This window comes from Aeromonas sp. 25-248 (genome assembly GCF_053005425.1).
The window spans coordinates 38,997-64,003 of record NZ_JBRKTB010000013.1 but is presented as its reverse complement, the minus strand read 5'-3'; the positions used below and the strand labels follow the sequence as shown (position 1 = coordinate 64,003).

The 25,007-nt window shown below is 62.0% G+C and carries 25 protein-coding genes; 10 read left to right on the top strand and 15 right to left on the bottom strand.

Features of this window, described 5'->3' with window-relative positions:
• Positions 1-415: 415 nt before the first annotated feature.
• From aroE to ACVDHI_RS16495, 7 genes are all read right to left on the bottom strand, one after another.
• A complete protein-coding gene (aroE, locus tag ACVDHI_RS16525; RefSeq protein WP_226043625.1) occupies positions 416-1,237 on the bottom strand; it encodes a shikimate dehydrogenase in 822 nt (273 codons plus the stop codon).
• 103 nt (positions 1,238-1,340) lie between these two features.
• Positions 1,341-2,249 carry an oxygen-dependent coproporphyrinogen oxidase gene (gene hemF / locus ACVDHI_RS16520; protein WP_226043624.1) on the bottom strand — a complete coding sequence of 303 codons (909 nt, stop codon included), beginning with the start codon at positions 2,247-2,249 and terminating at the stop codon, positions 1,341-1,343.
• 100 nt (positions 2,250-2,349) lie between these two features.
• Positions 2,350-2,910 carry a Sua5/YciO/YrdC/YwlC family protein gene (locus ACVDHI_RS16515; protein WP_039039520.1) on the bottom strand — a complete coding sequence of 187 codons (561 nt, stop codon included), beginning with the start codon at positions 2,908-2,910 and terminating at the stop codon, positions 2,350-2,352.
• Between the two features lie 278 nt (positions 2,911-3,188).
• Entirely contained in the window at positions 3,189-3,746 is a 558-nt protein-coding gene (locus ACVDHI_RS16510) for a DNA topoisomerase family protein (protein WP_042882250.1), read from the bottom strand.
• Positions 3,747-3,801: 55 nt separating this feature from the next.
• On the bottom strand, positions 3,802-4,275 hold the full coding sequence (locus ACVDHI_RS16505; RefSeq protein ID WP_010672510.1) for a DUF494 family protein: 474 nt from the start codon (positions 4,273-4,275) through the stop codon (positions 3,802-3,804).
• Positions 4,268-5,383 carry a DNA-processing protein DprA gene (gene dprA, locus ACVDHI_RS16500; protein WP_324062937.1) on the bottom strand — a complete coding sequence of 372 codons (1,116 nt, stop codon included), beginning with the start codon at positions 5,381-5,383 and terminating at the stop codon, positions 4,268-4,270. Before dprA ends, ACVDHI_RS16505 begins: the two co-directional genes overlap by 8 nt.
• A 1-nt stretch (position 5,384) precedes the next feature.
• The gene (locus ACVDHI_RS16495) at positions 5,385-6,473 is read right to left on the bottom strand and encodes a LysM peptidoglycan-binding domain-containing protein (protein WP_447212296.1); all 1,089 of its coding nucleotides are present in this window, start codon (positions 6,471-6,473) and stop codon (positions 5,385-5,387) included.
• A gap of 108 nt (positions 6,474-6,581) precedes the next feature.
• Between ACVDHI_RS16495 and def the strand changes: the two genes are divergently transcribed.
• The 5 genes from def to ACVDHI_RS16470 all read left to right on the top strand — a co-directional run bounded on the left by def (position 6,582) and on the right by ACVDHI_RS16470 (position 12,391).
• Positions 6,582-7,094: a peptide deformylase gene (gene def, locus ACVDHI_RS16490; RefSeq protein WP_010672507.1), complete on the top strand. Its 513-nt coding sequence runs from the start codon at positions 6,582-6,584 to the stop codon at positions 7,092-7,094.
• A 12-nt stretch (positions 7,095-7,106) separates the two neighbouring features.
• Positions 7,107-8,051, top strand: coding sequence for a methionyl-tRNA formyltransferase (gene fmt, locus ACVDHI_RS16485; RefSeq protein ID WP_447212295.1), 945 nt, complete (start codon positions 7,107-7,109; stop codon positions 8,049-8,051).
• A gap of 60 nt (positions 8,052-8,111) precedes the next feature.
• Entirely contained in the window at positions 8,112-9,404 is a 1,293-nt protein-coding gene (gene rsmB / locus ACVDHI_RS16480) for a 16S rRNA (cytosine(967)-C(5))-methyltransferase RsmB (RefSeq protein WP_447212294.1), read from the top strand.
• Between the two features lie 74 nt (positions 9,405-9,478).
• Positions 9,479-10,855, top strand: coding sequence for a Trk system potassium transporter TrkA (gene trkA, locus ACVDHI_RS16475; protein ID WP_010672504.1), 1,377 nt, complete (start codon positions 9,479-9,481; stop codon positions 10,853-10,855).
• Between the two features lie 93 nt (positions 10,856-10,948).
• The gene (locus ACVDHI_RS16470; RefSeq protein WP_010672503.1) at positions 10,949-12,391 is read left to right on the top strand and encodes a TrkH family potassium uptake protein; all 1,443 of its coding nucleotides are present in this window, start codon (positions 10,949-10,951) and stop codon (positions 12,389-12,391) included.
• 82 nt (positions 12,392-12,473) lie between these two features.
• Here ACVDHI_RS16470 and rmuC read toward each other — a convergent pair whose 3' ends face one another.
• Positions 12,474-13,805, bottom strand: a complete 1,332-nt coding sequence (gene rmuC, locus ACVDHI_RS16465; RefSeq protein WP_447212293.1) for a DNA recombination protein RmuC — start codon at positions 13,803-13,805, stop codon at positions 12,474-12,476.
• Positions 13,802-14,017, bottom strand: a complete 216-nt coding sequence (locus ACVDHI_RS16460; RefSeq protein ID WP_010672501.1) for a hypothetical protein — start codon at positions 14,015-14,017, stop codon at positions 13,802-13,804. Before ACVDHI_RS16460 ends, rmuC begins: the two co-directional genes overlap by 4 nt.
• Positions 14,018-14,154: 137 nt before the next feature.
• Here ACVDHI_RS16460 and ACVDHI_RS16455 point away from each other — a divergent pair, with 137 nt between their 5' ends.
• Positions 14,155-14,667, top strand: coding sequence for a ferredoxin-type protein NapF (locus tag ACVDHI_RS16455; RefSeq protein ID WP_010672500.1), 513 nt, complete (start codon positions 14,155-14,157; stop codon positions 14,665-14,667).
• A 52-nt stretch (positions 14,668-14,719) separates the two neighbouring features.
• Here ACVDHI_RS16455 and ACVDHI_RS16450 read toward each other — a convergent pair whose 3' ends face one another.
• The 6 genes from ACVDHI_RS16450 to ACVDHI_RS16425 form a co-directional block, all read right to left on the bottom strand.
• Entirely contained in the window at positions 14,720-15,172 is a 453-nt protein-coding gene (locus ACVDHI_RS16450; RefSeq protein WP_010672499.1) for an Rrf2 family transcriptional regulator, read from the bottom strand.
• Positions 15,173-15,447: 275 nt separating this feature from the next.
• Entirely contained in the window at positions 15,448-16,287 is an 840-nt protein-coding gene (locus tag ACVDHI_RS16445) for a PfkB family carbohydrate kinase (RefSeq protein ID WP_041212154.1), read from the bottom strand.
• Positions 16,288-16,347: 60 nt separating this feature from the next.
• Positions 16,348-17,319: a LysR substrate-binding domain-containing protein gene (locus ACVDHI_RS16440; RefSeq protein ID WP_029313477.1), complete on the bottom strand. Its 972-nt coding sequence runs from the start codon at positions 17,317-17,319 to the stop codon at positions 16,348-16,350.
• Positions 17,320-17,472: 153 nt separating this feature from the next.
• On the bottom strand, positions 17,473-18,201 hold the full coding sequence (locus ACVDHI_RS16435) for a glutamine amidotransferase-related protein (RefSeq protein WP_042882239.1): 729 nt from the start codon (positions 18,199-18,201) through the stop codon (positions 17,473-17,475).
• An 83-nt stretch (positions 18,202-18,284) separates the two neighbouring features.
• A complete protein-coding gene (locus ACVDHI_RS16430) occupies positions 18,285-19,781 on the bottom strand; it encodes a CoA-acylating methylmalonate-semialdehyde dehydrogenase (protein WP_134996689.1) in 1,497 nt (498 codons plus the stop codon).
• A 98-nt stretch (positions 19,782-19,879) separates the two neighbouring features.
• A complete protein-coding gene (locus ACVDHI_RS16425; protein ID WP_124245016.1) occupies positions 19,880-21,208 on the bottom strand; it encodes an aspartate aminotransferase family protein in 1,329 nt (442 codons plus the stop codon).
• Between the two features lie 171 nt (positions 21,209-21,379).
• Between ACVDHI_RS16425 and ACVDHI_RS16420 the strand changes: the two genes are divergently transcribed.
• The 4 genes from ACVDHI_RS16420 to rarD all read left to right on the top strand — a co-directional run bounded on the left by ACVDHI_RS16420 (position 21,380) and on the right by rarD (position 24,986).
• Complete coding sequence (locus tag ACVDHI_RS16420; RefSeq protein WP_010672493.1) at positions 21,380-21,922, top strand: cupin domain-containing protein; 543 nt, start codon at positions 21,380-21,382, stop codon at positions 21,920-21,922.
• 250 nt (positions 21,923-22,172) lie between these two features.
• Positions 22,173-23,669: an aldehyde dehydrogenase gene (locus tag ACVDHI_RS16415; protein WP_039039526.1), complete on the top strand. Its 1,497-nt coding sequence runs from the start codon at positions 22,173-22,175 to the stop codon at positions 23,667-23,669.
• 124 nt (positions 23,670-23,793) lie between these two features.
• Positions 23,794-23,967 (top strand): hypothetical protein, encoded by a 174-nt coding sequence (locus ACVDHI_RS16410; RefSeq protein WP_010672491.1) that lies wholly within the window; start codon positions 23,794-23,796, stop codon positions 23,965-23,967.
• Between the two features lie 122 nt (positions 23,968-24,089).
• Positions 24,090-24,986 (top strand): EamA family transporter RarD, encoded by an 897-nt coding sequence (gene rarD / locus ACVDHI_RS16405; protein ID WP_010672490.1) that lies wholly within the window; start codon positions 24,090-24,092, stop codon positions 24,984-24,986.
• Positions 24,987-25,007: the final 21 nt, after the last annotated feature.

The window sequence follows — 25,007 nt, the reverse complement described above, 5'->3', positions numbered from 1 at the left end:
CAGCAAAGCAGCAGAAAATGAAAGTAATTTATGTAATTTAGTTTCAATGGTAGGAAAAAGGAAAAATATTCATAATTTTCATGCAGATAAAAAAATCCCCAGTACGAATACCGGGGAGTTATAAAGGTGACTAGCTAGCACTTCCTCAACTATCCAGTTAGTCAGCAGTCCGTTACAGAAGTTCCGCTGCTTTGAGAAAAAACTCAAAAAATTCTGCGAGTGACGGCAAAGTAAAAGTAACTTATTGTTACGCAATGGTTTTATAAAAATGGTACCTGTTCTGCCACACCCCCACCACAGAACAACCGTTTCACGTCACACGTGTCGTGCCACATCCTGATGGATGCCCCCTATCCAGCGATGCAGAATCTCTACATCAGATCTGCCGACAGCCCAATAGAGCACACTAGCTGGTTCACACGACGCCCAGATTGCGCTGCAACTCTCTCAATACCTGCTTGGTGCCGGGCCGGATCCCTCGCCATACGGTAAAGGCCTCAGCAGCCTGTTCGACCAGCATGCCCAATCCATCCATGGTATGGCGCGCGCCATGTTGTTTGGCCCAGCCGATGAAGGCTGTGTCCGTTGCGCCATACATCATGTCGTAGATCGCGATGTCCGGGTGGATGAGGGTTGGAGCCAAAGGTGGCAACTCACCTTGCAGACTGGCTGAGGTGGAATTGATGATGAGATCGAACGGCCCCACCAGCTGTTCATAGGATTGAGCAGTGATGCTGCCCAGATCCTTGAATTCCACAGCCAGCTGTTCCGCCTTGGCATGGGTACGGTTGACCACGACAATCTCGCCCGGCGCTTCCGCCAGCAGGGGGGCCAGGGCGCCACGAGCAGCGCCACCGGCCCCCAGAAGCAGGATCCTGCTACCGGCAAGGTTCACTCCGTGAGCCTTGAGATCGGCGACCAGCCCGGCGCCGTCGGTATTGTCACCCAGCAACACGCCATCATCAGTCAGTTTGATGGTGTTGACCGCTCCCGCCCGCTTGGCCCTGGGGCTCAGCCGCTCCACCAGCCCGAAGGCTTGCTCCTTGAAAGGTACAGTCACGTTGCACCCCTTCCCTCCTTCGGCGAAGAAGTGGTTCAGAGCGCTGGCAAACTCATCGACGGCCGGTTCTGCCAGACCATACTCCAGCTCTTGCTGGGTCTGCCTGGCAAACAGGGTATGAATGAAGGGAGATTTGCTGTGGCGCACGGGGTGGCCAAAAACCAGATAACGATCCATCAAGGCGTTCCTTTTGAGGGCAATATCCCGATTTAACGGGTTTTCTCATGAAGGAACAAGCCGAATATCGGCCAATAAGAAGGGGCCATCGTGGCCCCTCTGGTCACAACCACTCGCGCGGTTTGAGGTATTCGCTGTAGAGCAATGCCTCCGGGCTGCCAGCCTCCGGCTGCCAGTCGTACTCCCAGCGCGCCAGCGGCGGCATCGACATCAGAATGGATTCGGTACGCCCCCCCGTCTGCAGTCCGAACAGGGTCCCGCGGTCGTAGACCAGATTGAACTCCACGTAGCGGCCACGGCGATAAAGCTGGAATGCCCGTTCCCGCTCCCCATAAGCAAGCTCCTTACGTCGCTCGACAATCGGCAAGTAGGCCGCCAGGTAACCCTCACCCACTGCACGCATGAAGGCAAAGCAGTCGGCAAATGGCCAGCGGTTCAGGTCATCGAAGAAAAGACCACCCACCCCGCGCGTCTCGCCCCGATGCTTGAGGAAGAAGTAATGATCGCACCAGGATTTGAACTCGGGATAAATGTCGGTGCCGAACGGCTGACAGAGCTCATGGGAGACCTGATGCCAATGCCTCACGTCCTCTTCGAACGGATAGAAGGGCGTCAGGTCGAAGCCGCCACCAAACCACCAGATCGGCTCCTCCCCCTCTTTCTCGGCGATGAAGAACCGCACATTCGCATGGCTGGTCGGTACATAGGGATTATGCGGGTGGATCACCAGCGACACCCCCATGGCCTCAAACCTGCGGCCAGCCAGTTCGGGACGATGTGCGGTCGCGGATGCCGGCATGGCATCGCCATAGACATGGGAGAAGTTGACCCCACCTTGCTCGATCACCGCCCCCTGGCGCAGCACCCGTGTTCTACCGCCACCACCACCTTCGCGACTCCAGGCATCTTCCACAAAGTGCCCGCATCCATCGGCCTGCTCCAGGCCACGGCAGATATCATCCTGCAATTGCAGCAGGAAGGCTTTTACCTGGGCCACATCCGGTTTGCTCATTTTATCTCCTGTCAGACAGGCATCATGCATGCACTGCCTGCACTTCTCGTATTGTCATGACCTCATCGCACAACCTGCATGAAACAGGGCCGTGCCCAACTCAGGATGGGCGAATTATGGCCCCGGTGCGGGCGTCCTTGATTTCGGACGGGTTGGCTTGCCCCCCGACTTCGCCGGGCAGAATGTAAGCCAGCTGGCTTGCCAGCAGATCGCCAATATCAGCCACCCGGCGAGCGGGCTCCTCACCGGTGAGATTGGCACTGGTGGACACCAGCGGTTTGCCAAATGCCCGGCAAAGCCCTTGCACCTGGGGATGGCCTGTGACCCGCACCGCCAGGGTCTCGAACTGACCGGTCAACCAGGACGGCGTCGTCGCGCGAGCGGGCATGATCCAGGTGAAGGGACCAGGCCAGCTCGCTTGCACGCGAGCAAGCTGCTCATCGCTGAGCTGGCTCAAGTCGATGTAGTCCTGCAATTGCGCCAGATCTGCCGCGATCAGGATCAATCCCTTCTCCACCGGCCGCTGCTTGATGGCCAGCAGCCGCTGCACGGCGGCTTCGGAATCAGGATCACACCCCAGACCAAACACGGCTTCGGTGGCATAGGCGATAACCCCTTCTCCTTGAAGGGCGGCAACCGCTTGTTCAAATTCATTTGGCATAGGCACATGCGACAGCCACGCTGCCGCCTCTCATCACTGGATTGTATGTTGAACCGACATGACGGCATCGGGGCCATCACTGCTGCGATATGGGCTATATCCCTGCTCCTCTTCAGTCATGCATTTCGGCTCAGACGCTTGAGTGCATCAGTGAACCGAGCAACCGCAGGGAGTTTGAGATGGCGATCAGGTCAGGATCAAGGCAAGTTGGGCGATGCGCATCGGCTCACAACCTCACGCTGACCAGCAATCCGCCTGCCTGATCATGGGCGGCGAGATTATACCCGCTCAATCTGGTGGGAGCATTTCTTTTGCGGGCAGACCCAGCGCAGGTTTCCCCGCACCTTCTTCTCGATCATGATGCCCCAGCCACACTCGGGACAGGGCATGGGAACCGGCTTGTCATTCACCACATACTTGCAGTGAGGATAGGCGTCACACGAGTAGAACTGTTTGCCATAACGGGACGTGCGGCTCACCAGATGACCTTTACCACACTCCGGGCAGAGGATTTGGGTATCGTCACTCTCCTGAAGGGATTCGATATGCTGACAGGCCGGGTACTGGGTACATCCCACAAACAGACCGTAACGACCCTTCTTGATGGCCAGTGAATGGCCACAATCCGGACAGGACGACCCCTCGAGCACTTTCTCTATATCGCGGCCAGAGGGGGTGAGGGAGCGAATGTAATCGCAAGCGGGATAGGCTGAACAACCAAGGAAGGGACCGTGTTTGCCCTGGCGGATCACCAGTTCAGCACCACACTGCGGGCACGGCTCGCGCTCGAAGGCATGTTCGTGGGCAGAGAAGAGGTGGTGATCGATCTTTGACATGGGCCGCGCCTTGAAATCCAGATGGCCTGAATTCTACCAGCGCGGCACCGGGCTGTCAGTGGATGACGCCGTCCGACTCGTCAAACACCAGCTCTTCCATCTGCTGGTAGGCGTTTTCGCTGCCTGGCACATTGAACAGCACCATCATGACGACCCACTTCAGATCGTCCAGCTCGATGTCCGGCTTGTCCAGCTCGAGCAACCGTTCGATGCAGATTTCACGGGTTTCGGCATTCAGCACTTGCGCCTGCTCCAGGAACAGCAGGAAACCGCGACATTCAGTACTGAGGCGAACAAGCTCCTGCGGCGCATAGATCCGCATAGAGCCCTGCTGGCTTGCGGTGACATAGACTTCCCGCTCGCTGTCGTGCAGGTTGGCCAGTCGCTCCAGCCAGTTGAGCGCTTTCTCGATCTCGTCCTTGTCGAAACCGGCCCGGCTCAGTTCGTCGGTGAGTTCATCCTGCTCGACCATCACATCTGCATCGCTGTGGATGTAGGTCTCGAAAAGGTACATCAATACATCAAACATGATTCGCCCTCCTCGCTCTGACGTATCCACCGGCTACCGCCATCACTGCACCAACCAGCTCCAGCTCTACCAACCTGCCCAGTACGACATCGACAGGAAGCCGGGCCCGTTCGGCAACGGTATCCACGCTCGTGGTCTCATAATCTACGTTATCCAACAAATCGGCATAAGGCAATTCGCTATTATGCTGCGCCTCGGAAGAACCGTTGGCGGGTCCGGGGGGCAAGACCAGCCTTGGAAACTCTTCCAGGATATCGGCGGCATTCAAGACCAGCTTGGCACCCTGTTGAAGCAGACGGTTGCACCCTGCTGCCTGTGCATTTTGCGGGGCGCCGGGAACGGCAAAGACCTCGCGGCCCTGCTCCAGCGCATAACGGGCCGTGATGAGCGAACCACTCTGTTCTGCCGCTTCCACCACCAGTGTCCCCAGCGACAGACCACTGATGATACGGTTGCGGCGAGGGAAGTGTTCAGCCAGGGGGCCTTGCTGGGGCGCCAACTCGGAGACAAGCAGACCTTCCTGCTCGAGGATCTGCATCGCCAACCCCTGATGACGCTTGGGGTAGAGACAATCCAGACCGGATCCCAGCACCGCCAGGGTGATTCCGCCCGATGCCAGCGCCTGCTGATGGCAGACGCCATCGATGCCCAACGCGAGGCCGGAGGTAATCGCAAGACCACAGCCCACCAACTCGGCACACAAGCGTGTCGCATTGTCTTTGCCGGCATAGGTGGGGTGGCGGGTACCCACCATCGCCAACTGTGGCAGGGAGAGGGATGAGACGTTCCCGCGGCAGTAGAGCAAAAGCGGGGCGCCGGGGATCTCTTTGAGCAGGGCAGGATATGCGGGGTCATCGGGACAGAGGAGGTGATTGCCGGGCTCGGCGGCCCAGCTCAACCCCTGCTCCACGACAGGAAGAGGCCATCTCATCTGCTGAATCTGGGCACTCTGCAGACCAAGAGCTCGCAGGGCGCCATCATCTGAGTCAAACAGAGTTGTGATGTCACCACCCACATGAGCCAACAGGCGAGCGGCGGTGACCGGGCCTATGCCTGTAACGGCATCCAGCGTCAGCCATAGCGACAACCGCTCCAGTGGCAAGGGCACGTCAGAAATTACTGACCTGATAACCAGATCCGACCAGATCCTGGCTCTGCAGGATAAGACCGTAACTCAATTTGTCGTAGACCTTGAACAGCATGACTCTGGCAACGGCCTCGGCAGGCAGCGATGACTTGCCGGCAGAATAGAACGCCTTGTCATAGACGGATGAATATTCCCGATATGACACCTTGCCATTCTTATCCACCATCTCGGCTCCCGGGCGCAGGATCTCGAGCACATCGCCCGGGGCCACCTGATCACGCCCCCCCTTGTTGATGAGTACCACATCAAATTTGCCCCCACCATGTACCTTACTCGGCAGCTCGATCACATAGCCGGGAGAAATGGAGGGTGCCGCCTTTGGCATGAACACGGCAGTGATGCTCTCCTGCGACGGCAGCGGCATCACCTTGTCGCCCTGATACACCTCACGCCGGTTATGGGTCAGCGTCACTTTGGTGGTGTCGTGGGCAAGGTACTCCTCTGCCCGCACCGTGCCGACAAAAATCGCCTCCTGACCGAGCGACTCGCCGGTATGCTTGTCCTTGTATGCCACCCCCGGGCGATAGAGGCCATAACTCTGGCCCGGGTTCAAGGCTCCTTTCACATAGAGAATGTCGCCCTCCAGCATCCCGACATGCTTGTCATTGTTGCCGAGCACATAGGGCAGGTCCTTGCTCTGCTGGCTGTTGGCCAGAATGTGGTCGGTCTGCAGGAAGGGCGCTATCTCACTCAGAGGCAGGGTCGGTATGGGATTGGCCTTGTTTTCATAGCGGTTCTTGGGCGAGAGACGGATGACCTGCTTGCCCCCCTGACTGACTTTGCCGAGCCGAGGCTCACCATTGACCCAGCTCAGGTGCAGCACGTCACCGGGATAGATCCAGTGGGGATTGGCGATCTGCGGATTGATGTTCCAGAGGCGTGGCCAGAGCCAGGGTTCGGCCAGATACTGGCCCGAGATGTCCCAGAGGGTGTCCCCTTTTTGCACCACATAAGTCTCGGGGTAACCGGATTTGAGCGTCAACTGCTGTGCCATGGCGCCACCGGCCAGGGCTGTCGCCAGGCAGGCGACGACGATTTGCTTCAGATACATAACACTCCCTGTTACTTCTGCACGCAAAGTGTTGCTGTTTTTTGTCGGCGTAAATGACTAGAATTACGTCAATATTGACTGCGTTTATATGAAACTAAAGAAAAAATTATGGCCATTCTAGATGTATTGCGTTTCCCCGATGAGCGTCTGCGCACAGTCGCGGCCCCTGTCGAAGCCTTTACACCCGAGTTACAACACATTGTAGATGATATGTTCGAAACCATGTACGCGGAGGAAGGCATCGGCCTGGCCGCGACCCAGGTCGACATTCATCAGCGCATCATCGTCATCGATGTCTCCGAGAACCGCGAAGAACAGCTGGTGTTGATCAACCCGGAGATCCTGGAACAGTCCGGCAGCACCGGCATCGAAGAGGGCTGCCTCTCCGTGCCCGGCAACCGTGCTCTGGTTCCGCGCGCCGAGTGGGTCAAGGTCAGGGCGCAAGATCGCCACGGCAACACCTTCGAGCTGGAAGCGGACGATCTGCTCGCCATCTGCATACAACATGAGATGGATCATCTGGTCGGCAAGCTGTTTGTGGATTACTTGTCCCCGCTCAAGCGCCAGCGCATTCGTCAGAAGCTGGAAAAGATGGCCCGTGAAGATCGCAAAGTCCTCTGAGGATCCGCTCCATTGAACAAGCTGAAACTGATTTTTGCCGGTACCCCCGACTTCGCCGCCCGTCATCTGGCGGCGTTGTTGTCTTCCGGCCACGAGGTCGTCGCCGTTTATACCCAGCCGGACAAGCCCGCCGGTCGCGGCCAGAAGCTCACCGCCAGCCCGGTCAAGGAGCTGGCGCTGGCCCACGATCTGCCGATCTACCAGCCTGCCTCCCTGCGCAATGAAGCGGCGCAGACCGAACTGGCCGCTCTGGGTGCCGATCTGATGGTCGTCGTGGCTTATGGCCTCATCCTCCCCAAGGCGGTGCTTGATACGCCGCGTCTGGGCTGCATCAACGTCCACGGCTCCCTGCTGCCGCGCTGGCGCGGTGCCGCCCCGATTCAACGCTCCATCTGGGCGGGGGATGCCGAAACCGGCGTCACCATCATGCAGATGGACGTGGGGCTGGATACCGGCGCCATGATCCGCAAGGTAACCTGCCCCATCGCCAGTGATGAGACCTCTGCCAGCCTCTATGACAAGCTGGCCGGTCTGGGCCCGCAGGCACTGGTCGATACCCTGGACGCCATGGCTGCCGGCGACACCGCCGCCGAGCCCCAGGACGATGCGCTGGCCAACTACGCCGAGAAGCTCTCCAAGGAAGAGGCCCGCATCGACTGGTCGATGGACGCCGTTGCCATCGAACGCTGCATCCGTGCCTTCAACCCCTGGCCCATCAGCTGGTTCGACGTTGCCGGACAGACCGTCAAGGTGTGGCAGGCCGAGGTCGTCGCACAGGATCACGGCCAGGCAGCCGGCACCCTGCTCAAGGCCGACAAGCAGGGGATCGAGGTTGCCACCGGTCAGGGCGTGCTGCGCCTGCTGACCCTGCAACCTCCCGGCAAGAAGGCCATGTCCGTTTCGGATCTGCTCAACTCTCGCCGCGACTGGTTTGAACCTGGCACGCAACTGATTTGATCTGGATTGAATTGACACAAGCGGGGCCCTGGCCCCGACTTGTGCATCTAAGGTAACGCTATGAAAACACGCGCACAGGCTGCTCTCGTCATTCAACAGGTGCTGGATCAGGGTCAATCTCTCTCCGCCGTTCTGCCTGCTGCCCAGGAGAAGGTCGCCCCTCGCGATCGCGCCCTCCTGCAAGAACTCTGCTACGGCACCCTGCGCTGGCTGCCCCGTCTCGATGCGGCGGTCAGCGAGATGATGGACAAGCCGCTCAAGAACAAGAGCCGCATCTTCCACTACCTCATCCTGGTCGGCCTCTACCAGCTCATCTATACCCGCATTCCGGCTCACGCCGCCGTGGCCGAGACCGTCAACGCCGTCAAGCTGCTCAAGGGTTCTTCCCTGCGCGGCCTCATCAACGGCGTACTGCGCAACTTCCAGCGCAGCGCCGAAGTGATCCTGCTGCGCATCGACCGCGTCCCCAGCGTCCGCCTCGGCCACCCCGAATGGCTCACCAAGCGCCTGCGTCAGGCCTATCCCGATGACTGGGAGTTCATCATGGAGGCCAACAACCAGCGCCCGCCCATGTGGATCCGCAACAACAGCCAGCGCCAGAGCCGCGAGGCCATGCTGGCCCGCATGAGCGAGGCGGGCATCCCGGCCATGGCCGGTGTGGAAGGGGAAGATTGCATCCTGCTGGAGCGCCCCTGCGACGTGACCAAACTGCCCGGCTTCGAGCAGGGTGACTGCTCGGTGCAGGACGGTGCCGCCCAGCAGGCCGCCGCCCTGCTCGATCCCCAGCCGGGCGAGTGGGTGCTGGACGCCTGCGCCGCCCCCGGCGGCAAAACCGCCCACCTGCTGGAACGCCAGCCGGCCCTTGCCGGCGTGGTTGCCGTCGACGCCGACGACAACCGCCTCAAGCGGGTGCAGGAGAACCTGGATCGTATCGGCCTTCAGGCCCAAGTGATCCACGGTGATGCCAGCACGCCGGAGCTGTGGTGGCCACAGGGGCAGTTCGACCGCATCCTGCTGGATGCCCCCTGCTCCGCCACCGGCGTCATCCGTCGTCACCCCGACATCAAGTGGTTGCGCCGGGATCAGGACATCCGCGAACTGGCCGAGCTGCAACGCTGCATTCTCGACGCCCTCTGGGGCAAGCTGAAGCAGGGCGGCACCCTGCTCTACGCCACCTGTTCCGTGTTGCCGGAAGAGAACCGGGAGCAGATCCGCGCCTTCCTGGCCGATACCCCGGATGCCCGCCTGGTGCCGTTGCATGCAGAAGACACCCCGGCCTGTCCGGGTCGCCAGTTCCTGCCCGGCGAGGCGGAGATGGACGGCTTCTACTATGCCAAGCTCATCAAGCTGTAGGCCGAACCGGCGGATGGCAGGCCCGGTGACGGGCCGCCTCATTACGAAGCAACAACCTTGAGTAAGATGGCCTTATGAAAATCATCATTCTGGGCGCGGGTCAGGTGGGTGGCACCCTGGCCGAGAACCTCGCCGGCGAGAACAACGACATCACCATCGTCGACACCGACAGCGAGCGCCTGCGCGAACTGCAGGACAAATTCGACCTGCGGGTGGTGAACGGCCACGGCGCCCATCCCAGGGTGCTGCGCGAAGCCGGCGCCCAGGATGCCGACATGCTGGTCGCCGTCACCAACAGCGACGAGACCAACATGGTCGCCTGCCAGGTCGCCTACTCCCTGTTCAACACCCCAAACAAGGTGGCGCGCATTCGCTCCCCCGCCTATCTGGTGGAGCGGGATCGCCTGTTCCTGCCCGAATCCGTCCCCGTGGATCACCTGATCGCCCCCGAGCAGTTGGTGACCGACTACGTGCGTCGCCTGATCGAGTATCCGGGGGCGTTGCAGGTGGTGGATTTTGCCGACGGCAAGGTGGGCCTGGTGGCGGTCAAGGCCTATTACGGCGGCCCCCTGGTGGGCAATGCGCTCTCCACCCTGCGGGAACACATGCCCAACATCGAAACCCGGGTCGCCGCCATCTTCCGCCAGGGGCGCTCCATCCGCCCCCAGGGCACCACCATCATCGAAGCCGATGACGAGGTGTTCTTCGTAGCTGCGGCGGGCCATATCCGTGCCGTGATGTCTGAACTGCAACGCCTCGAGAGCCCCTACCGGCGCATCATGATCGTCGGCGGCGGCAACATAGGCGCCGGCCTCGCCCGCCAGCTCGAGAAGCGCTACAGCGTCAAGCTCATCGAGCGCAACCAGAAGCGGGCGGAGCAGCTCTCCGAGCATCTGGAACACACCATTGTCTTCTGCGGCGATGCGGCGGATCAGGAGCTGCTGGCGGAGGAGCACATCGACCAGATCGACGTCTTCATCGCGGTGACCAACGAGGATGAGGCCAACATCATGTCAGCCCTGCTCGCCAAAAAGATGGGGGCCAAGAAGACCATGGTGCTGATCCAGCGCGGCGCCTACGTGGACCTGGTACAGGGTGGCTCCATCGACATCGCCATTTCCCCCCAGCAGGCCACCATCTCGGCCCTGCTGACCCATGTGCGCCGTGCCGACATCGCCAACGTCTACAGCCTGCGCCGCGGGGCGGCCGAAGCCATCGAGGCGATCGCCCACGGGGACGAGAACACCTCCAAGGTGGTGGGCAAGACGGTGGGCGAGCTCAAGCTGCCCCCGGGCACCACCATAGGCGCAGTGGTGCGCGGTGATGAGGTGCTGATCGCCCACGATCGTACCCAGATACAGCAGGATGACCACGTGGTGATGTTCCTGGTGGACAAGAAGTACATCCCGGAAGTGGAGCGTCTGTTCCAGCCCAGTCCCTTCTTCCTGTAAGCCGGCCATGTCTCTGGCAACGGTATCCGGACCCGGCCCCTTTTCTCAGGAAAGGTCCGGGTCTTTTTTCAATCAACGACCAGGTTTTCTTGCATGATCAAGCTGCATCCCATCGTCTTCACGCTCGGGCTGGTGCTCTCCAAGCTGGCGCTCTTCATGTGGCTGCCCACCCTGCTGGCCCTGCTGACCGGTTCGGAAGGTTTCGTCGAATTTCTCAAGTCGGTCTTGATCACCCATGGTGCCGCTCTGCTCTGCCTCCATTACGGTCGCAAGGCAGAGTTTCACCTCGGCGTGCGGGAGATGTTCCTGCTCACCACCTCGGTCTGGGTGGTCGCCTGCGTCTTCGGGGCCCTGCCCTTCGTCTTCATCACCCATATCGACTTTGCCGACGCCTACTTCGAGACCATGTCGGGGGTCACCACCACGGGATCCACCGTGCTGTCGGGGCTGGACGGCATGGCCCACAGCATCCTGCTGTGGCGATCCATCCTGCAGTGGCTGGGCGGGGTCGGCTTCATCGTGATGGCGGTGGCGGTGCTGCCCTACCTCAACGTCGGTGGCATGAAGCTGTTCCAGACCGAGAGCTCCGATTGGTCCGACAAGAGCGCCCCCCGCGCCAAAACGGTGGCCAACAACATAGTGCTGGTCTATCTGGTACTCTCCATGCTCTGCTTCCTCGCCTACTGGGTGAGTGGCATGAACCTGTTCGAAGCGGTCAACCACGCCATGACGACCCTCAGCACCGGCGGCTACTCCACCTCCGATCAATCCATGTCCCACTTCTCCCACGCGGCGCACTGGATAGGCACCCTCTTCATGTTCCTCGGTGGCCTGCCCTTCCTGCTCTATGTGCAGGCCCTCTCCCGCCGTGACAACAGCCTGTTCAAGGATGCCCAGGTGCAGGGCTTCTTCTGGCTGATCGTCTGGGTGACCCTGGTCGTCACCTTCTATCTCTGGGTGAGAGACATCTACGGCTTCATGGATGCCTTGCGCATCAGCAGCTTCAATATCGTCTCCGTGCTCACCACCACGGGTTTCGGACTCGGCGACTTCGGCACCTGGGGCCCGCTCACCACCATTATCTTCATCATCCTGCTGGCACTCGGCGCCTGCTCCGGCTCCACCTCGGGCGGGCTCAAGATCTTTCGGGTCCAGGTGGCCTTCGCCCTGTTCAAGAAACAGATGCGCCAGCTGATGCACCCCTCCGCCGTGTTTCCCCAGAAGTACAACGGCCGTCCGGTCAACGACGCCATCATCCGCTCCCTGATCTCCTTCGTGCTGGTCTACTTCGCCATCATCCTGCTCATCGCCGCCCTGCTCGCCGCCATCGGGCTGGACCCCCTGACCGCCATCTCGGGCTCCATCACCGCCGTGGCCAACGTGGGCCCGGGCATGGGGCCTGTCATCGGTCCCAGCACCAACTTCGCCAGTCTGCCGGATGCGGCCAAGTGGATACTGTCGTTCGGCATGCTGCTGGGACGCCTCGAGATCCTGACGGTGGCGGTGCTCTTCTTCCCCTCCTTCTGGAAGCAATAAGCAGCCGTCCAGGCTGTTGCATGAAACGAAAAGGGCAGCCAATGGCTGCCCTTTTCGTTGTCCCGGCGAATGACGATTCCCCTCAGTCCGCCGACTCCTCCCGCTCCAGCGCCCTGTCCACCAGAGCGTCCGGCAAGGGCTTGGACACCTCGACCCCCAGCTCGCGAAAGCGCTCGGCCTGGGCGATCAGGTTGCCACGACCGTTGACCAGCCGGCCCATCGCCTTGTCGTAGCTCTCCTGCGCCTTGTGCAGGCTGCCCCCCATCTGCTGCATCTCCTCCACGAACAGCCGCAGCTTCTCGTAGAGGCGGCCGGCCCGCTCCGCTATCTGGCGCGAGTTCTGGTTCTGCCGCTCGTAGCGCCACAGGTTCTCTATGGTGCGCAGGGCCACCATCAGGTTGGTGGGGCTCACCAGCAGGATGTTGTGTTCCAGCCCGTAGCGCACCAGGGAAGGGTCCGCTTCCAGGGCAGCGAGGAAGGCAGGCTCCACCGCCACGAACATCAGCACATAGTCCAGGGTGCGCACCCCGGGCAACTGCTGGTAATCCTTGCGGCCCAGCTCGCGGATATGGTTGCGCACCGAGGCGACGTGCTCCTTGAGCGCCACCGCCTTCTCCAGATCGTCAGCGGCATTGTACCAGCGCTCATAGGCGGTCAACGACACCTTGGCGTCGATGATGATGTCTTTGTCCTGGGGCAGGTGGACGATGACGTCGGGCTGGTAGCGCTTGCCCTTGTCCACCTCGATGTTGACCTGGGTGTGGTACTCATGCCCCTCGCGCAGGCCGCACTCGGAGAGGATCCGCGCCAGCACCACCTCCCCCCAGTTGCCCTGCTGCTTGCTGTCGCCCTTGAGGGCCCGGGTCAGCGCCGCCGCCTCTTCGGTCATGCGGGCGTTGAGCTCGGCAAGGCGCTCCAGCTCGAACTTGAGGTTGTGGCGCTGGGCCGTCTCCTGGGCGTGGGTCTCTCCCACCTGGCGGCGAAAACCCTCGAGCTGCTCCTTGAGTGGAGTCAGCAGGAGATCCATGCTGTTCTGATTCAGTTCGCGGAAGTTTCCAGCATTTTGTTCAAAGATACGATTGGCGAGGTTCTCGAACTGCTGGCTGAGGCGCTGTTCAGCCTCTTGTTGCAGTTGCAGCTTCTCGGCGCTGGCGATGCGCTCGCTGCGCAGGGTCGCCTCGGCTTCCTTGAGACGGGCGGTGAGCTTGAGCAGCAGGGTCTGCTGCTGATCCAGCTTCTGCTGAGCCAGCATCTTCTCGTCCTGCAGCGCGTCCCAGCGATCCTGCAACCCCTGATAACGCTCCTCCAGCAGCAGCGCCTCTTCACGGCCGCTGCGCCGCCCCCACCACCAGCCAAACAGCAGTGCCAGCCCGCCAGCCAGCATGGCAGGCCACCAGGTCAGCAGCGGGGTCATCGGCGCCCCCGCTGGCGCAGGAAGAGTTCGAGATAGCGGTTGAGCAGCAACCAGATCAGCACATAGAGCAGGTAGGCCGCCAGCACCACCCACTTGTGGCTGTTGACCCCGGTATCCAGTTCACTGAACTCGATACCCTTGAGATGGCAGTAGGCCCACATCAGCAAGGGGAAGACATAGAGCAGAGAAGCACGCCACAGAAATAGCCACATGAGTTCATTCAATCCCGCAAAAAGACCCGCCTAGCTTACACAAGGGCAACCCGGCTTGCGATCCTGCCCGCCGCTATTCTCTGGCTTGCCGGCCCAAAACTGGATAAAATTAACCCCTAATAGGTATAGAGGTGGGCATGACGCATTTTTTCTGTCGCTGGCTGGCACACGCATGGGGGAGCCCCCGCAGACCCGAGGTGGTCTGCCATGAGGCACGCCCGCCCTGGGCCATCGACGAGTCCCAGTTCCTCACCCTCTGCACCCGTTGTGGCGACTGCTTCAAGGCGTGTCCCAACGGCCTCATCAAACCTGCCGATCGCCCCGAATATGACGGCAGCCCCATCGCCGGTACCCCAGTGCTGGATCTCGCCTGTGGCCAGTGCAGCTATTGCGGCAGCTGCGCCAGAGCCTGCCCCACGGGCGCACTGGATCTCTGCCTCGGCCGCCAGGTGCAGACCCGGGTCAGGATAGAGGCGAGCTGCCAGGCCCGTCAGGGCTACTACTGCCTGCTGTGCGAAGATGCCTGCCCCCAGCAGGCGATCAAGGTCGGCAGCGAGGGAGTGACCGTCAACATGGCCGCCTGCGATGGCTGCGGCGCCTGTGGCCTCGCCTGTCTGCACGGAGCCATCACCCTTGTGCCCCAGCTCTGACCGCTGGCAATGACAGAGGGGCCCGCAGGCCCCTCTGTCATTCACCGTGGCATCATGCCATGGTCAGGATATTATCCTGCTCTATGCCGAGAAGGTGGCACAGACGAGTGGGATCCCGCACCGCATCCGCCAAAGTGTACTCCCCCAGCACCTCGAGGAAGGCGTGCATGGCGCGGCGCAGAATGCCCTGGATGCGGCAGCCCCCGGAGAGACGGCAGTTTTCGCGCTTGCAGTCCACCGGGCAGAGCACGTGCTCCATGTCCATCACCACATCGCGCAAGTTGATGGAGACGGCGGCACGGCCGAGGCGGATGCCCCCATGCTTGCCACGCACCGTCTCGATGTAACCCTTGATCCCAAGCTGATGCACTATCTTGACCACGTGATTGCGGGAGATGGCGAAGGTGTCGGCCACTTCCGTGATGGTCGACAGGCGATCACCGGGCTGGATGGCCAGGAAGGTCAGGGTACGCAGGGCGTAGTCGGTAAATCGTGTCAGTTGCATGGTCGCACTTGCCTCTTACTACAAGCCAGAAATCAGGACGACAGCCGGTGGCCAAAGAGGGGGTCTGCACATGCGTGCGCACGGGATGGGCTTCTTCGACCGAGTCGTGAAGTCACAAGGGTAAGAGCAGCCCGGGCGGGTGTCGACGAAGATGTACATAAATCGACACTTTCTTTGATTGATCGCAAACTTGCCGCCTCAGCGAGGGGTTTTGGCGGTTTCCGTCGACAAACCCCCACCTCCTCTGCCATCGCCGGAGCCGTTGTCCGGCGAGTTCAGTGGGGCTGTTTCAGCCAGTTGCGCAGCGCCTGGGAGGGGATGGAGCTCTCGGAGGCCACCGCGAAGGCGCCCCAGTCCACGGCGCACTGCAACGCATCGGCCATGGCCATGCCCCGCGCAAGACCGTGGATGAGGCCGCCCGCGAAGGCATCCCCCGCCCCCGTGGTATCCACCACGGAGACCGGTCGCGCCGCCACCCTGACCTGCTCCTCCCCGTGAATGGCCACGGCTCCCGCCTTGCCCTCGGTCAGCACCAGCCATTCGAGCTGCTCCCCCGCGAGCTGGCGGGCATGCTGCCAGGGGTCGCTCACCTCGCCGAGATCGGAGCGGGAGGCCACCAGCACGTGGCAAGGGCGGCGGGCCTGCCCTCCCTTGGGATACTGGGCCACCACGAAACTCTTGGCGAGCATCTGGCGCATGTAGCCCACGATGGCGGTGCCCGGATAGTTCACATAGAGGCAGTCCACCCCTTCGGTCGGCAGATCCCCCGGCAGATCCGGACGACGTGGGCGCCTGAGGATGGTGCGCTCACCGGTGGCGTCCACCAGCACCAGCAGCTCGCCGGTCTCGCCGCCAAAGCGTTCCACATGGCTGCAATCCAGGCCGTATGAGGCCGCCTGCTCCAGCAGCCAGTCACCGGTGTCGTCCAGCCCGACCCGGGAGGCGATGATCACCTCGTGCCCCGCCCACACCAATCCGATGCCGGTATTGGCGGCGCCGCCGCCGAGCCTGCGCCCCTGATCCACGTATTGCAGCCGCGCCCCCGCCACCAGGGGTTCGGCCAGGGAGAGCACATGATCACAGTTGAGATTGGCGAGCAGCAGGATGCGGGACATGGAAACCTCGGCGGGAGGAGGCCGGCCCCCCGGGGTGCCGGCACAGAAACGGAAGCGGGATCAGTAGACGGGCAGCTCCACCCCTGACAACAGCTCGTCGATGCGCGCCTGGGTCGGCTGCTGCATCACGTTCTGGATCATCTCCTTGGTGAGATGGGGGGAGAAGGAGCTGATGAAGTCATACATGTAGTTCTGCAAGAGGATGCTCTTGCTGAAGCAGATCTGGGCCGGGCAGGGCTCGAACAGGTGCTCCAGATTGATGGCCACGAGGCCGGGGGCATCGCTATCGTTGGCCACCAGGGAGGAGATGATGCCGATGCCAAAGCCCAGCTCCACGTAGCGCTTGATGACGCCGGCATCCATCACCGTCATGTAGTAGTTGGGAGTGAGGCCAGCCGCCTGGAACACCTTGTCCTGCACCTGACGCCCGGTGGCGCCGCTCTCGTAGCTCAGGATGGGATACTGGCAGAGCTGCTCCAGGGTCGGCTTCTTCACCTTGGCCAGGGGGTGCTCCTGGGGCACCACCAGGGAGAGGGTCCAGAGGTAGGCGGGCAGCGCGATCAGCTCCTTGTCGAAGCCTATCTCGTGGGCCACGATGGAAAAATCCGAGTATCCCTTGCTGATCTGCTCCTTGGTGGCGGACATCACAGGATGCAGGTGGAACGAGATCTTGGGGTACTTTTTGGTGAAGTAGGTGACGCTTTTCGGCAGCAGGTAGCGGGCGATGGTGTGGGTGGTATGGATGTTGAGGGTGCCCACGGTCGGATCCAGGTACTCCCGGGAGATGGCCTTGATCTTGCTCTCGATATTGAGCATGGCCTCGGCACACTTGATGATCTCCTCCCCCACCGGGGTGATCCGGTGCAGGTGCTTGCCGCGGCGCTCGAAGATGCGCACCCCCAGCTCGCTCTCCAGCAAGCCGATCTGCTTGCTCACCCCAGGCTGGCTGGTATAGAGCGCATCGGAGGCAACGGAGACGTTGAGATTGTGGTCCCGCACCGCGATCAGATACTTCAACTGCTGTAGTTTCAAGGTTGCCCCCTCACAGACTGACGCGGCGCTCGTCGATGGACCAGGCCGCCAAAAATGGCGGCCAGTGTATCATCCCGACTGGGCATATCGCCGCTTGATCCTTCATTTTGCTACAAAATCTAGCATCAGCGCGGTGGATATGACAAACGGGGTTCAGCGCACGTCGGCCCCGATCGGCAGGATGCCGAGGAACTGCAGCAGCCACTGCATCATGGTGGCGGAATCCACCTCCCCTTCCAGGGAAGAGAGACTGCTCTGGTAATGCGCATCGGGCAGCCTGTCCCGTCGCCGCTCGATCAGGGCCCGGTTGTACGCCACCGAGAATTCCGGGTGCCCCTGGATGGCGACGATGTGATCCCCCTGCAGGAACATGAAGTTGGGGCAGAAGTCGTTGCCCGCGAGCAGGGTCGCCCCCGGCGGAAGCTGCTCCACCTGATCCTGGTGGCTTGCCAGGATGCGGATGGTGTCCAGCCCCGGCGCCATCCAGGGTTTTGTCGTCTGCATGGCATGGACCGACACCCCCAGCCCCCACCCCTTGGTGGACTTCATCACCTCCCCTCCCAGCGCCTGGGCGATCACCTGATGGCCGAAGCAGACCCCGGCCAGCTTGACGTTGGCATCGTGGGCCCGGCGGATCCAGTCGCGCAGCGCCAGGATCCAGGGGATGTCGCTGTAGGCATCGTGACGCGAGCCGGTGATGAGCCAGGCATCGCATTCGGTCAGATCCGGGGGCAGATCGCCGTCGAGGGCGGACCAGACCCGAAATTCCAGCTCGGGGGCCAACGCCCGGAAACCCTTGATAAACATCTCGGAGTAAACGGGACCAAAATCCCCCACCAAATCGGGGTCCAGCCGGTCACAATCGAGAATACCCAGTCGCATCTGTTACTCCTTGACAGAAGCGCCCCCGCAGACCGGCGGCCTGCGGGGGCAAGAGATTAAAGCCATGGCAGCGAGCCGGTGGCTCACTTCATGGTCGGCATGGAAAACTCGGCGCCGGCGCGCAGGCTCTGGGGCCAGCGGGCGGTCACCGTCTTCATCCGGGTGTAGAAGCGCACCCCATCCGGCCCGTGCATGTTGAGCGGCCCGAAGATGGACCGTTTCCAGCCACCGAAGCTGTGAAACGCCATGGGCACCGGAATGGGAACGTTCACCCCTACCATACCGACCTGAACCCGCGTGGTGAAGTCCCTTGCGGTATCTCCGTCACCGGTGAAGATGGCGGTGCCGTTGCCGTACTCGTGTTCGTTGATGAGGCGCAGGGCCGTCTCGTAGTCCGGGGCCCGCACGATGGCGAGCACGGGGCCGAAGATCTCCTCCCGGTAGATGCGCATCTCGGGGCCGACCCGATCGAACAGGCTGCCCCCGATGAAGTAGCCCTCGCCATGGCTCAGGCCCCGGCCATCCACCACCAGCTCGGCCCCCTCGGCCACCCCCTGATCCACGTAGCCGCGCACCTTGGCCAGGTGTTCCCGGCTGATGAGGGGCCCCATCTCGTTCTCCGGACTCTGACCGAGACCGGGGCCGACCCGCAGGGCCGCCACCAGGGGCGAGAGCTTCGCCACCAGGGCATCGGCAGTCTCGTCACCCACCACCACGGCCACCGAGATCGCCATGCAACGCTCGCCCGCCGCGCCATAGGCGGCCCCCATCAGGGCGGAAACCGCCTGATCCAGATTGGCATCCGGCATGACCACCATGTGGTTCTTGGCGCCGCCCAGGGCCTGCACACGCTTGCCGTGGGCCGAGGCGGTGGCATAGATGTACTGGGCGATGGGGGTGGAGCCGACAAACGACACGGCACCGACCCTCGGGTCGGTCAGCAGCACGTCCACCACCTCCTTGTCGCCGTTGACCACGTTGAGCACCCCGTCCGGCAGGCCCGCCTGCTTGAGCAGTTCGGCCATGCGCAGGGAGAGGGACGGATCCTTCTCCGAGGGCTTGAGGATAAAGGTGTTGCCGCAGGCCAGGGCCACCGGGAACATCCAGAGCGGCACCATGGCAGGGAAGTTGAACGGGGTGATGCCGGCGCAGACCCCCACCGGCTGCATCATGGAGTGACTGTCCACCCCGCGGCCCACGTTGAGGGAGTGCTCCCCCTTGAGCAGATGGGGAATGCCGCAGGCAAACTCCACCACCTCCAGACCCCGGGTCAGCTCCCCCTGGGCGTCGGAGAAGACCTTGCCGTGCTCGCGGCTGATGATCTGGGCCAGCTCATCCCTGTGCTGCTCCATCAGCTCCTTGAAGCGAAACAGCACCCGGGCCCGCACCAGCGGCGGGGTCTGGGACCACTCCCCAAAGGCGCGCTCGGCGCAGGCAATCGCCTCGGCACACTCATCGGCCGTGCTGAGAACGACGGAGCCCTGCTGCTGGCCGGTGGCCGGATTGAAGATGGCACCGAAACGCTCGCTGCGACTCTCGGTCGTCTCGCCGTCGATGAAGTTGTCGATCCTGTAACTCATAAATCCTCCGTGATGGGTCATCCGTCCTCCCCTCGCCGCGCCGGGGCAGCACAGGGGGATGACGCCCGGGACGAGCGCCATCCTGTGTGATGTGGGGGTCAGTCCTGGGCCTGCAGGGCGTCCTGCAGCAGGGTGAAGAGATCGTCGATCTGGCTGCGCTCGATGATGAGGGGCGGCGACAGGGCGATGATGTCGCCGGTCACCCGGATCAGCGCCCCCTTCTCGAAACAGCGCACGAACACCTCGTAGGCCCGCTTGCCCGGCGCATCGGGCATGGGTTCGAGCTCAATGCCCGCCACCAGGCCGTAGTTACGCACGTCTTTCACGTGCTTGCAGCCCTTGAGGGAATGGGCCGCCTCCTCCCAGTAGCCCGCCAGCTCGGCCGCCCGGGTCAGCAGATTTTCGTTGCGATAGATCTCGAGGGTGGCCAGACCCGCCGCCGCCGCCACCGGGTGGCCGGAGTAGGTGTAGCCGTGGAACAGCTCGATGGCCCCCTTGCCCGCCGCCATCATGTCGTCATAGATGTGGTTCTGCACCAGCACGGCCCCCATGGGAATGGCGCCGTTGGTGAGCCCCTTGGCGCAGGTGATCATGTCGGGGATGACGTCGAACTCCTGGGCGGCGAAGGGGGAGCCGAGGCGGCCGAAACCGGTGATCACCTCGTCAAAAATCAGCAGGATGCCGTGTTTGGTACAGATCTCCCGCAGCCGCTTGAGATAGCCCTTGGGGGGCATGATGACCCCGGTGCTGCCGGCGATGGGCTCGACGATGACCGCCGCGATGTTGCTGGCGTCGTGCAGGAAGACAATCTTCTCCAGTTCATCGGCCAGGGTGAGGTCTTCTGCTGGCAATCCCTTGGTGAACGCATTTTTCCCTATGTTGAGGGTGTGAGGCAGATGATCCACCCCGGTCAGCAGGGAGCCGAACCACTTGCGGTTGCCGGGAATGCCCCCCACCGAGATGCCGCCAAAACCCACCCCGTGGTAGCCGCGCTCGCGGCCGATGAGCCGGGTACGGGTCCCCTGGCCGCGAGCCCGCTGCCAGGCCAGCGCAATCTTGAGCGCGGTGTCCACGGACTCCGATCCGGAGTTGGTATAGAAGACGTGACCGAATCCCTTGGGGGCGATCTCCACCAGCTGGTTGGCCAGCTCGAACGGCAAGGGGTGGCCCATCTGGAAGGTGGGGGCAAAATCGAGGTGGGAGATCTGCTGGGAGACCGCCTCGGCGATCTCGCGCCGACCATGGCCTGCGTTGCAACACCAGAGTCCGGCAGTGCCATCCAGTATCTTGCGGCCATCCTCTGAGTGATAATACATCCCCTCTGCCGACTTCAGGATGCGCGGCGCCGCCTTGAACTGCTGGTTGGCGGTGAACGGCATCCAGAATGCGGACATGTCGGGGGTATTGATGTCGCTGACAGGTTTCATGGTCACCTCATCCTTAAGGCGTTTAGTAACACCCGGCTCATGCCTATTAAATTAAACACCTGAATCCATAAAAAAGGGCTTTTATCGCCCGGCTTGGTGTCACCCCTCAGGGGTGGTATAAGATATTTAACACAATTTTAATAATAGTAAACAGTCAAGGAGTGTCTATCGATGGATATCGGTCACCGCCTCAAGGCGGTTCGCACCAAGGCGGCCCTCTCCCAGCGCGAGCTGGCAAAACGCTCCGGTGTGACCAACGGCTTTATCTCCCAGATCGAGAAAAATCAGGTGAGCCCCTCGGTGGCCTCCCTGCGCAAGGTGCTGGAAGGCATCCCCATGTCATTGGCCAGCTTCTTCACCGACGAGACGGAGATGGATTCCGAGGTGATCTTCCGTGCGGACGACATGCCGGATCTCGGCACCCACCCCATCAGCTACCGTCTGGTGGGTCACAGCCGCGCCAACCGCGCCATCGGCATGATGCAGGAGATACTGCCCCCGGGCGCCGACACCGGTGACGACATGCTGAGTCACGAAGGGGAAGAGTGCGGCATCGTCATCCGGGGTCAGGTAGAAGTCACGGTAGGCGAGCAGGTTCACCTGCTGGCACCGGGGGATGGCTACTACTTCGACAGCCGCACTCCCCACCGTTTTCGCAACGTGGGGGATCAGGAGTGCGTGCTGATCTCGGCCAACACGCCCGCCAGCTTCTGACGGGCCTTCTCCCGGAACAGCCCGCCGGGATCCCCCCTGCCCGACCCGGGGATCAGGCCAGCGACACGGGCTCCCGCCCCGCCGCGCGCCCCCCGACACCACAGGCCAGGGCGCCCGGTTTGCCCCGCCGTTGGCCCGGGTTGTTCGGGGTCAGTGTTTAATGAATTGTTACAAGATGGATTTACAAGCGGCAGGATGTTTAGCATATTGATACGCGGAGACTGACTTTCTGCCGGTTCAAGGAGTGAACATGAGTGACCTGACCCTGGCCCAGTGGCAACACAAGGCCGCCCATCTGACCCTGCCCTCGCAAGCCTTTATCGACGGCACCTACCGGGATGCCGTCAACGGCGCCACCTTCGATTGCATCAACCCGGCCAACGGCCAACTGCTGACCAGGGTCGCCTCCTGCGACGCCGCCGATGCCGAGCTGGCGGTCAAGGCAGCCCGTGCCGCCTTCGACGACAAGCGCTGGTGCGGCCTCTCTCCCAAGCAGCGCAAGCTCATCATGCAGCGCTTCGCCGAGCTGATGCGCCTGAACCTGGTGGAGCTGGCACTGCTGGAGTCGCTGGATATGGGCAAGCCCATCGGCGACGCCATGGGGTATGACGCCCCCGCCGCCGCGAACTGCATCGCCTGGAACGCCGAGGCGATAGACAAGATCTACGATCAGGTCGCCCCGGTGGAAGAGTCCGCCCTGGCCCTGGTGACCCGCGAGCCCCTCGGTGTCGTGGCTGCCATCGTGCCCTGGAACTTCCCCCTGGTGATGGCCTGCTGGAAGCTGGGCCCGGCGCTCGCCACCGGCAACTCGGTGATCCTCAAACCCTCCGAGAAATCCCCCCTCACCGCCCTGCGCATCGCGGGTCTGGCGAAGGAGGCGGGCATCCCCGACGGCGTCTTCAACGTGCTGCCAGGCTTCGGCCATACCGTGGGCGAGGCGCTGGCCATGCACATGGACGTCGACTGCATCACCTTCACCGGCTCCACCAAAATCGGCAAGCATCTGGTGCAGTGCTCCGGGAAATCCAATCTGAAACGCGCCTTTATGGAGTGCGGCGGCAAGAGCCCCAACATCGTGCTGGCGGATGCACCGGATCTGGACGCCGCCGCCCGCAGCGCCGTCGGCGCCATCTTCTACAACCAGGGAGAAGTGTGCACCGCCGCCTCCCGCCTGCTGGTGCAAAACAGCATCAAGCCGCAGTTCATGGAGCGGCTGCTGGCCCATGCCCGCGAGTGGATCTCGGCCAACCCGCTCGACCCCACCACCCGCATCGGCGCCATGGTGGACCACATCCAGATGGAGCAGGTACTCAACTACATTGCCATCGGCCAGCAGGAGGGCGCCAAGCTGCTGCTGGGAGGCAAGCGCACCCAGCCCGAGGAGGGCGGCTACTACATCGAACCCACCATCTTTGACGACGTGACCCCGACGATGCGCATCTTCCGCGAGGAGATCTTCGGCCCCGTGCTGGCGGTGACCGGCTTCGACACCCTGGAAGAGGCCATCGCCCTTGGCAACGACACCGACTACGGCCTGGCCGCGGCGATCTGGACGGCGGATCTCAACCAGGCGGTGAAGGGCTCCCGCGCCCTGCGCGCCGGCACCGTCTTCGTCAACAACTGGGATGGCGGCGACATGACCATGCCGTTTGGCGGCTTCAAGCAGTCCGGCAACGGGCGCGACAAGTCCCTGCACGCCCTGGAGAAGTACACCGAGCTGAAAAGTACCTGGATCCAGCTCGAATAACGTCATAAATGACGCTTATCAACAAAACAGGGGGAGAAATCCCCCTTTCTCATTTTTACTCTTTTATCCCCTCGCTCAATCGATATAATCGTCAAATAGCAAGCCATTAAATTTAAAGATAAAAATGCTGTTTTTTCTGGGAAGTGTACTGTTTCTGGTGGTGGGACTGCCGCTGTTGTTCTTCGTGCTGGGTCAGGGGGAAGCCTATGTCACCTGGGGCCCCTGGATCTCCGCCATCGCCCTCATGCTGTGGCTGCTGATGGACGTGGAGAAGATCCGCCGCGGGGGCGGTCGCTGAAGTCGCTCCTGCTGTTAAAATCCCGTCAGACCCATTTATTGTCTTCTTTCCCTGCAAAAGGATCGCTACACTGACTTTTTGCGATGTTTCCCGACATCCGCACTCCAGTGAAGGTTATCCGCATGCAACAACAGATCCAGCGCCAGGGCGTCCTCTATGCCCTCGGCGCCTACACCCTTTGGGGCCTGGCACCCATCTACTTCAAGTCCCTCTCCGCCGTGCCGGCCGCCGAGATCCTGACCCACCGCATGATCTGGTCCTGCGCCCTGCTGATGGTGCTGGTGCTGCTCGGACGCCAGTGGCACAAGGTGCAGGCGGTGCTGCGCCAGCCCAAGGTGCTGCTCACCCTGGCCTTCACCTCCGTCACCGTCGGCGGCAACTGGCTGCTGTTCATCTGGGCCATCAACAACGGCCACATGCTGGATGCGAGCCTGGGCTACTACATCAACCCCCTGTTCAACGTGCTGCTCGGCATGGTGTTTCTGAGCGAGAAGCTGCGCCGCCTGCAGTGGTGGGCAGTAGGGCTCGCCTTTGTCGGTGTCGCCGTCCAGCTCATCGCCTTCGGCTCCCTGCCCTGGATAGCCCTGGTGCTGGCCTCGAGCTTCGCCATCTACGGCCTCATTCGCAAGAAACTGGCCCTGGACGCCCTCACCGGCCTGCTCATCGAGACCCTGATCATGCTGCCGCCAGCTGCCTTCTATCTGTGGGGCATCGCCGACAGCCCCACCAGCCACCTCACCCAGAATGACTGGCACCTGAACCTGCTGCTCATCGCCGCGGGCGCCGTCACCACGGCCCCCCTGCTCTGCTTCACCGCAGCGGCCACCCGGCTCAAGCTCTCCACCCTGGGCTTCTTCCAGTACATAGGCCCCAGCCTGATGTTCATCCTGGCGGTGACCCTGTATGGCGAGGCGCTGGCGCTGGACAAGATGATCACCTTTGGCTGCATCTGGAGCGCCCTGGTGCTGTTCAGCCTGGATGGCCTGCGCAGCGGCAAGCGGCGCCAGGAGGCCGGCTGAGGCGCCGGCGCAATAATCTAC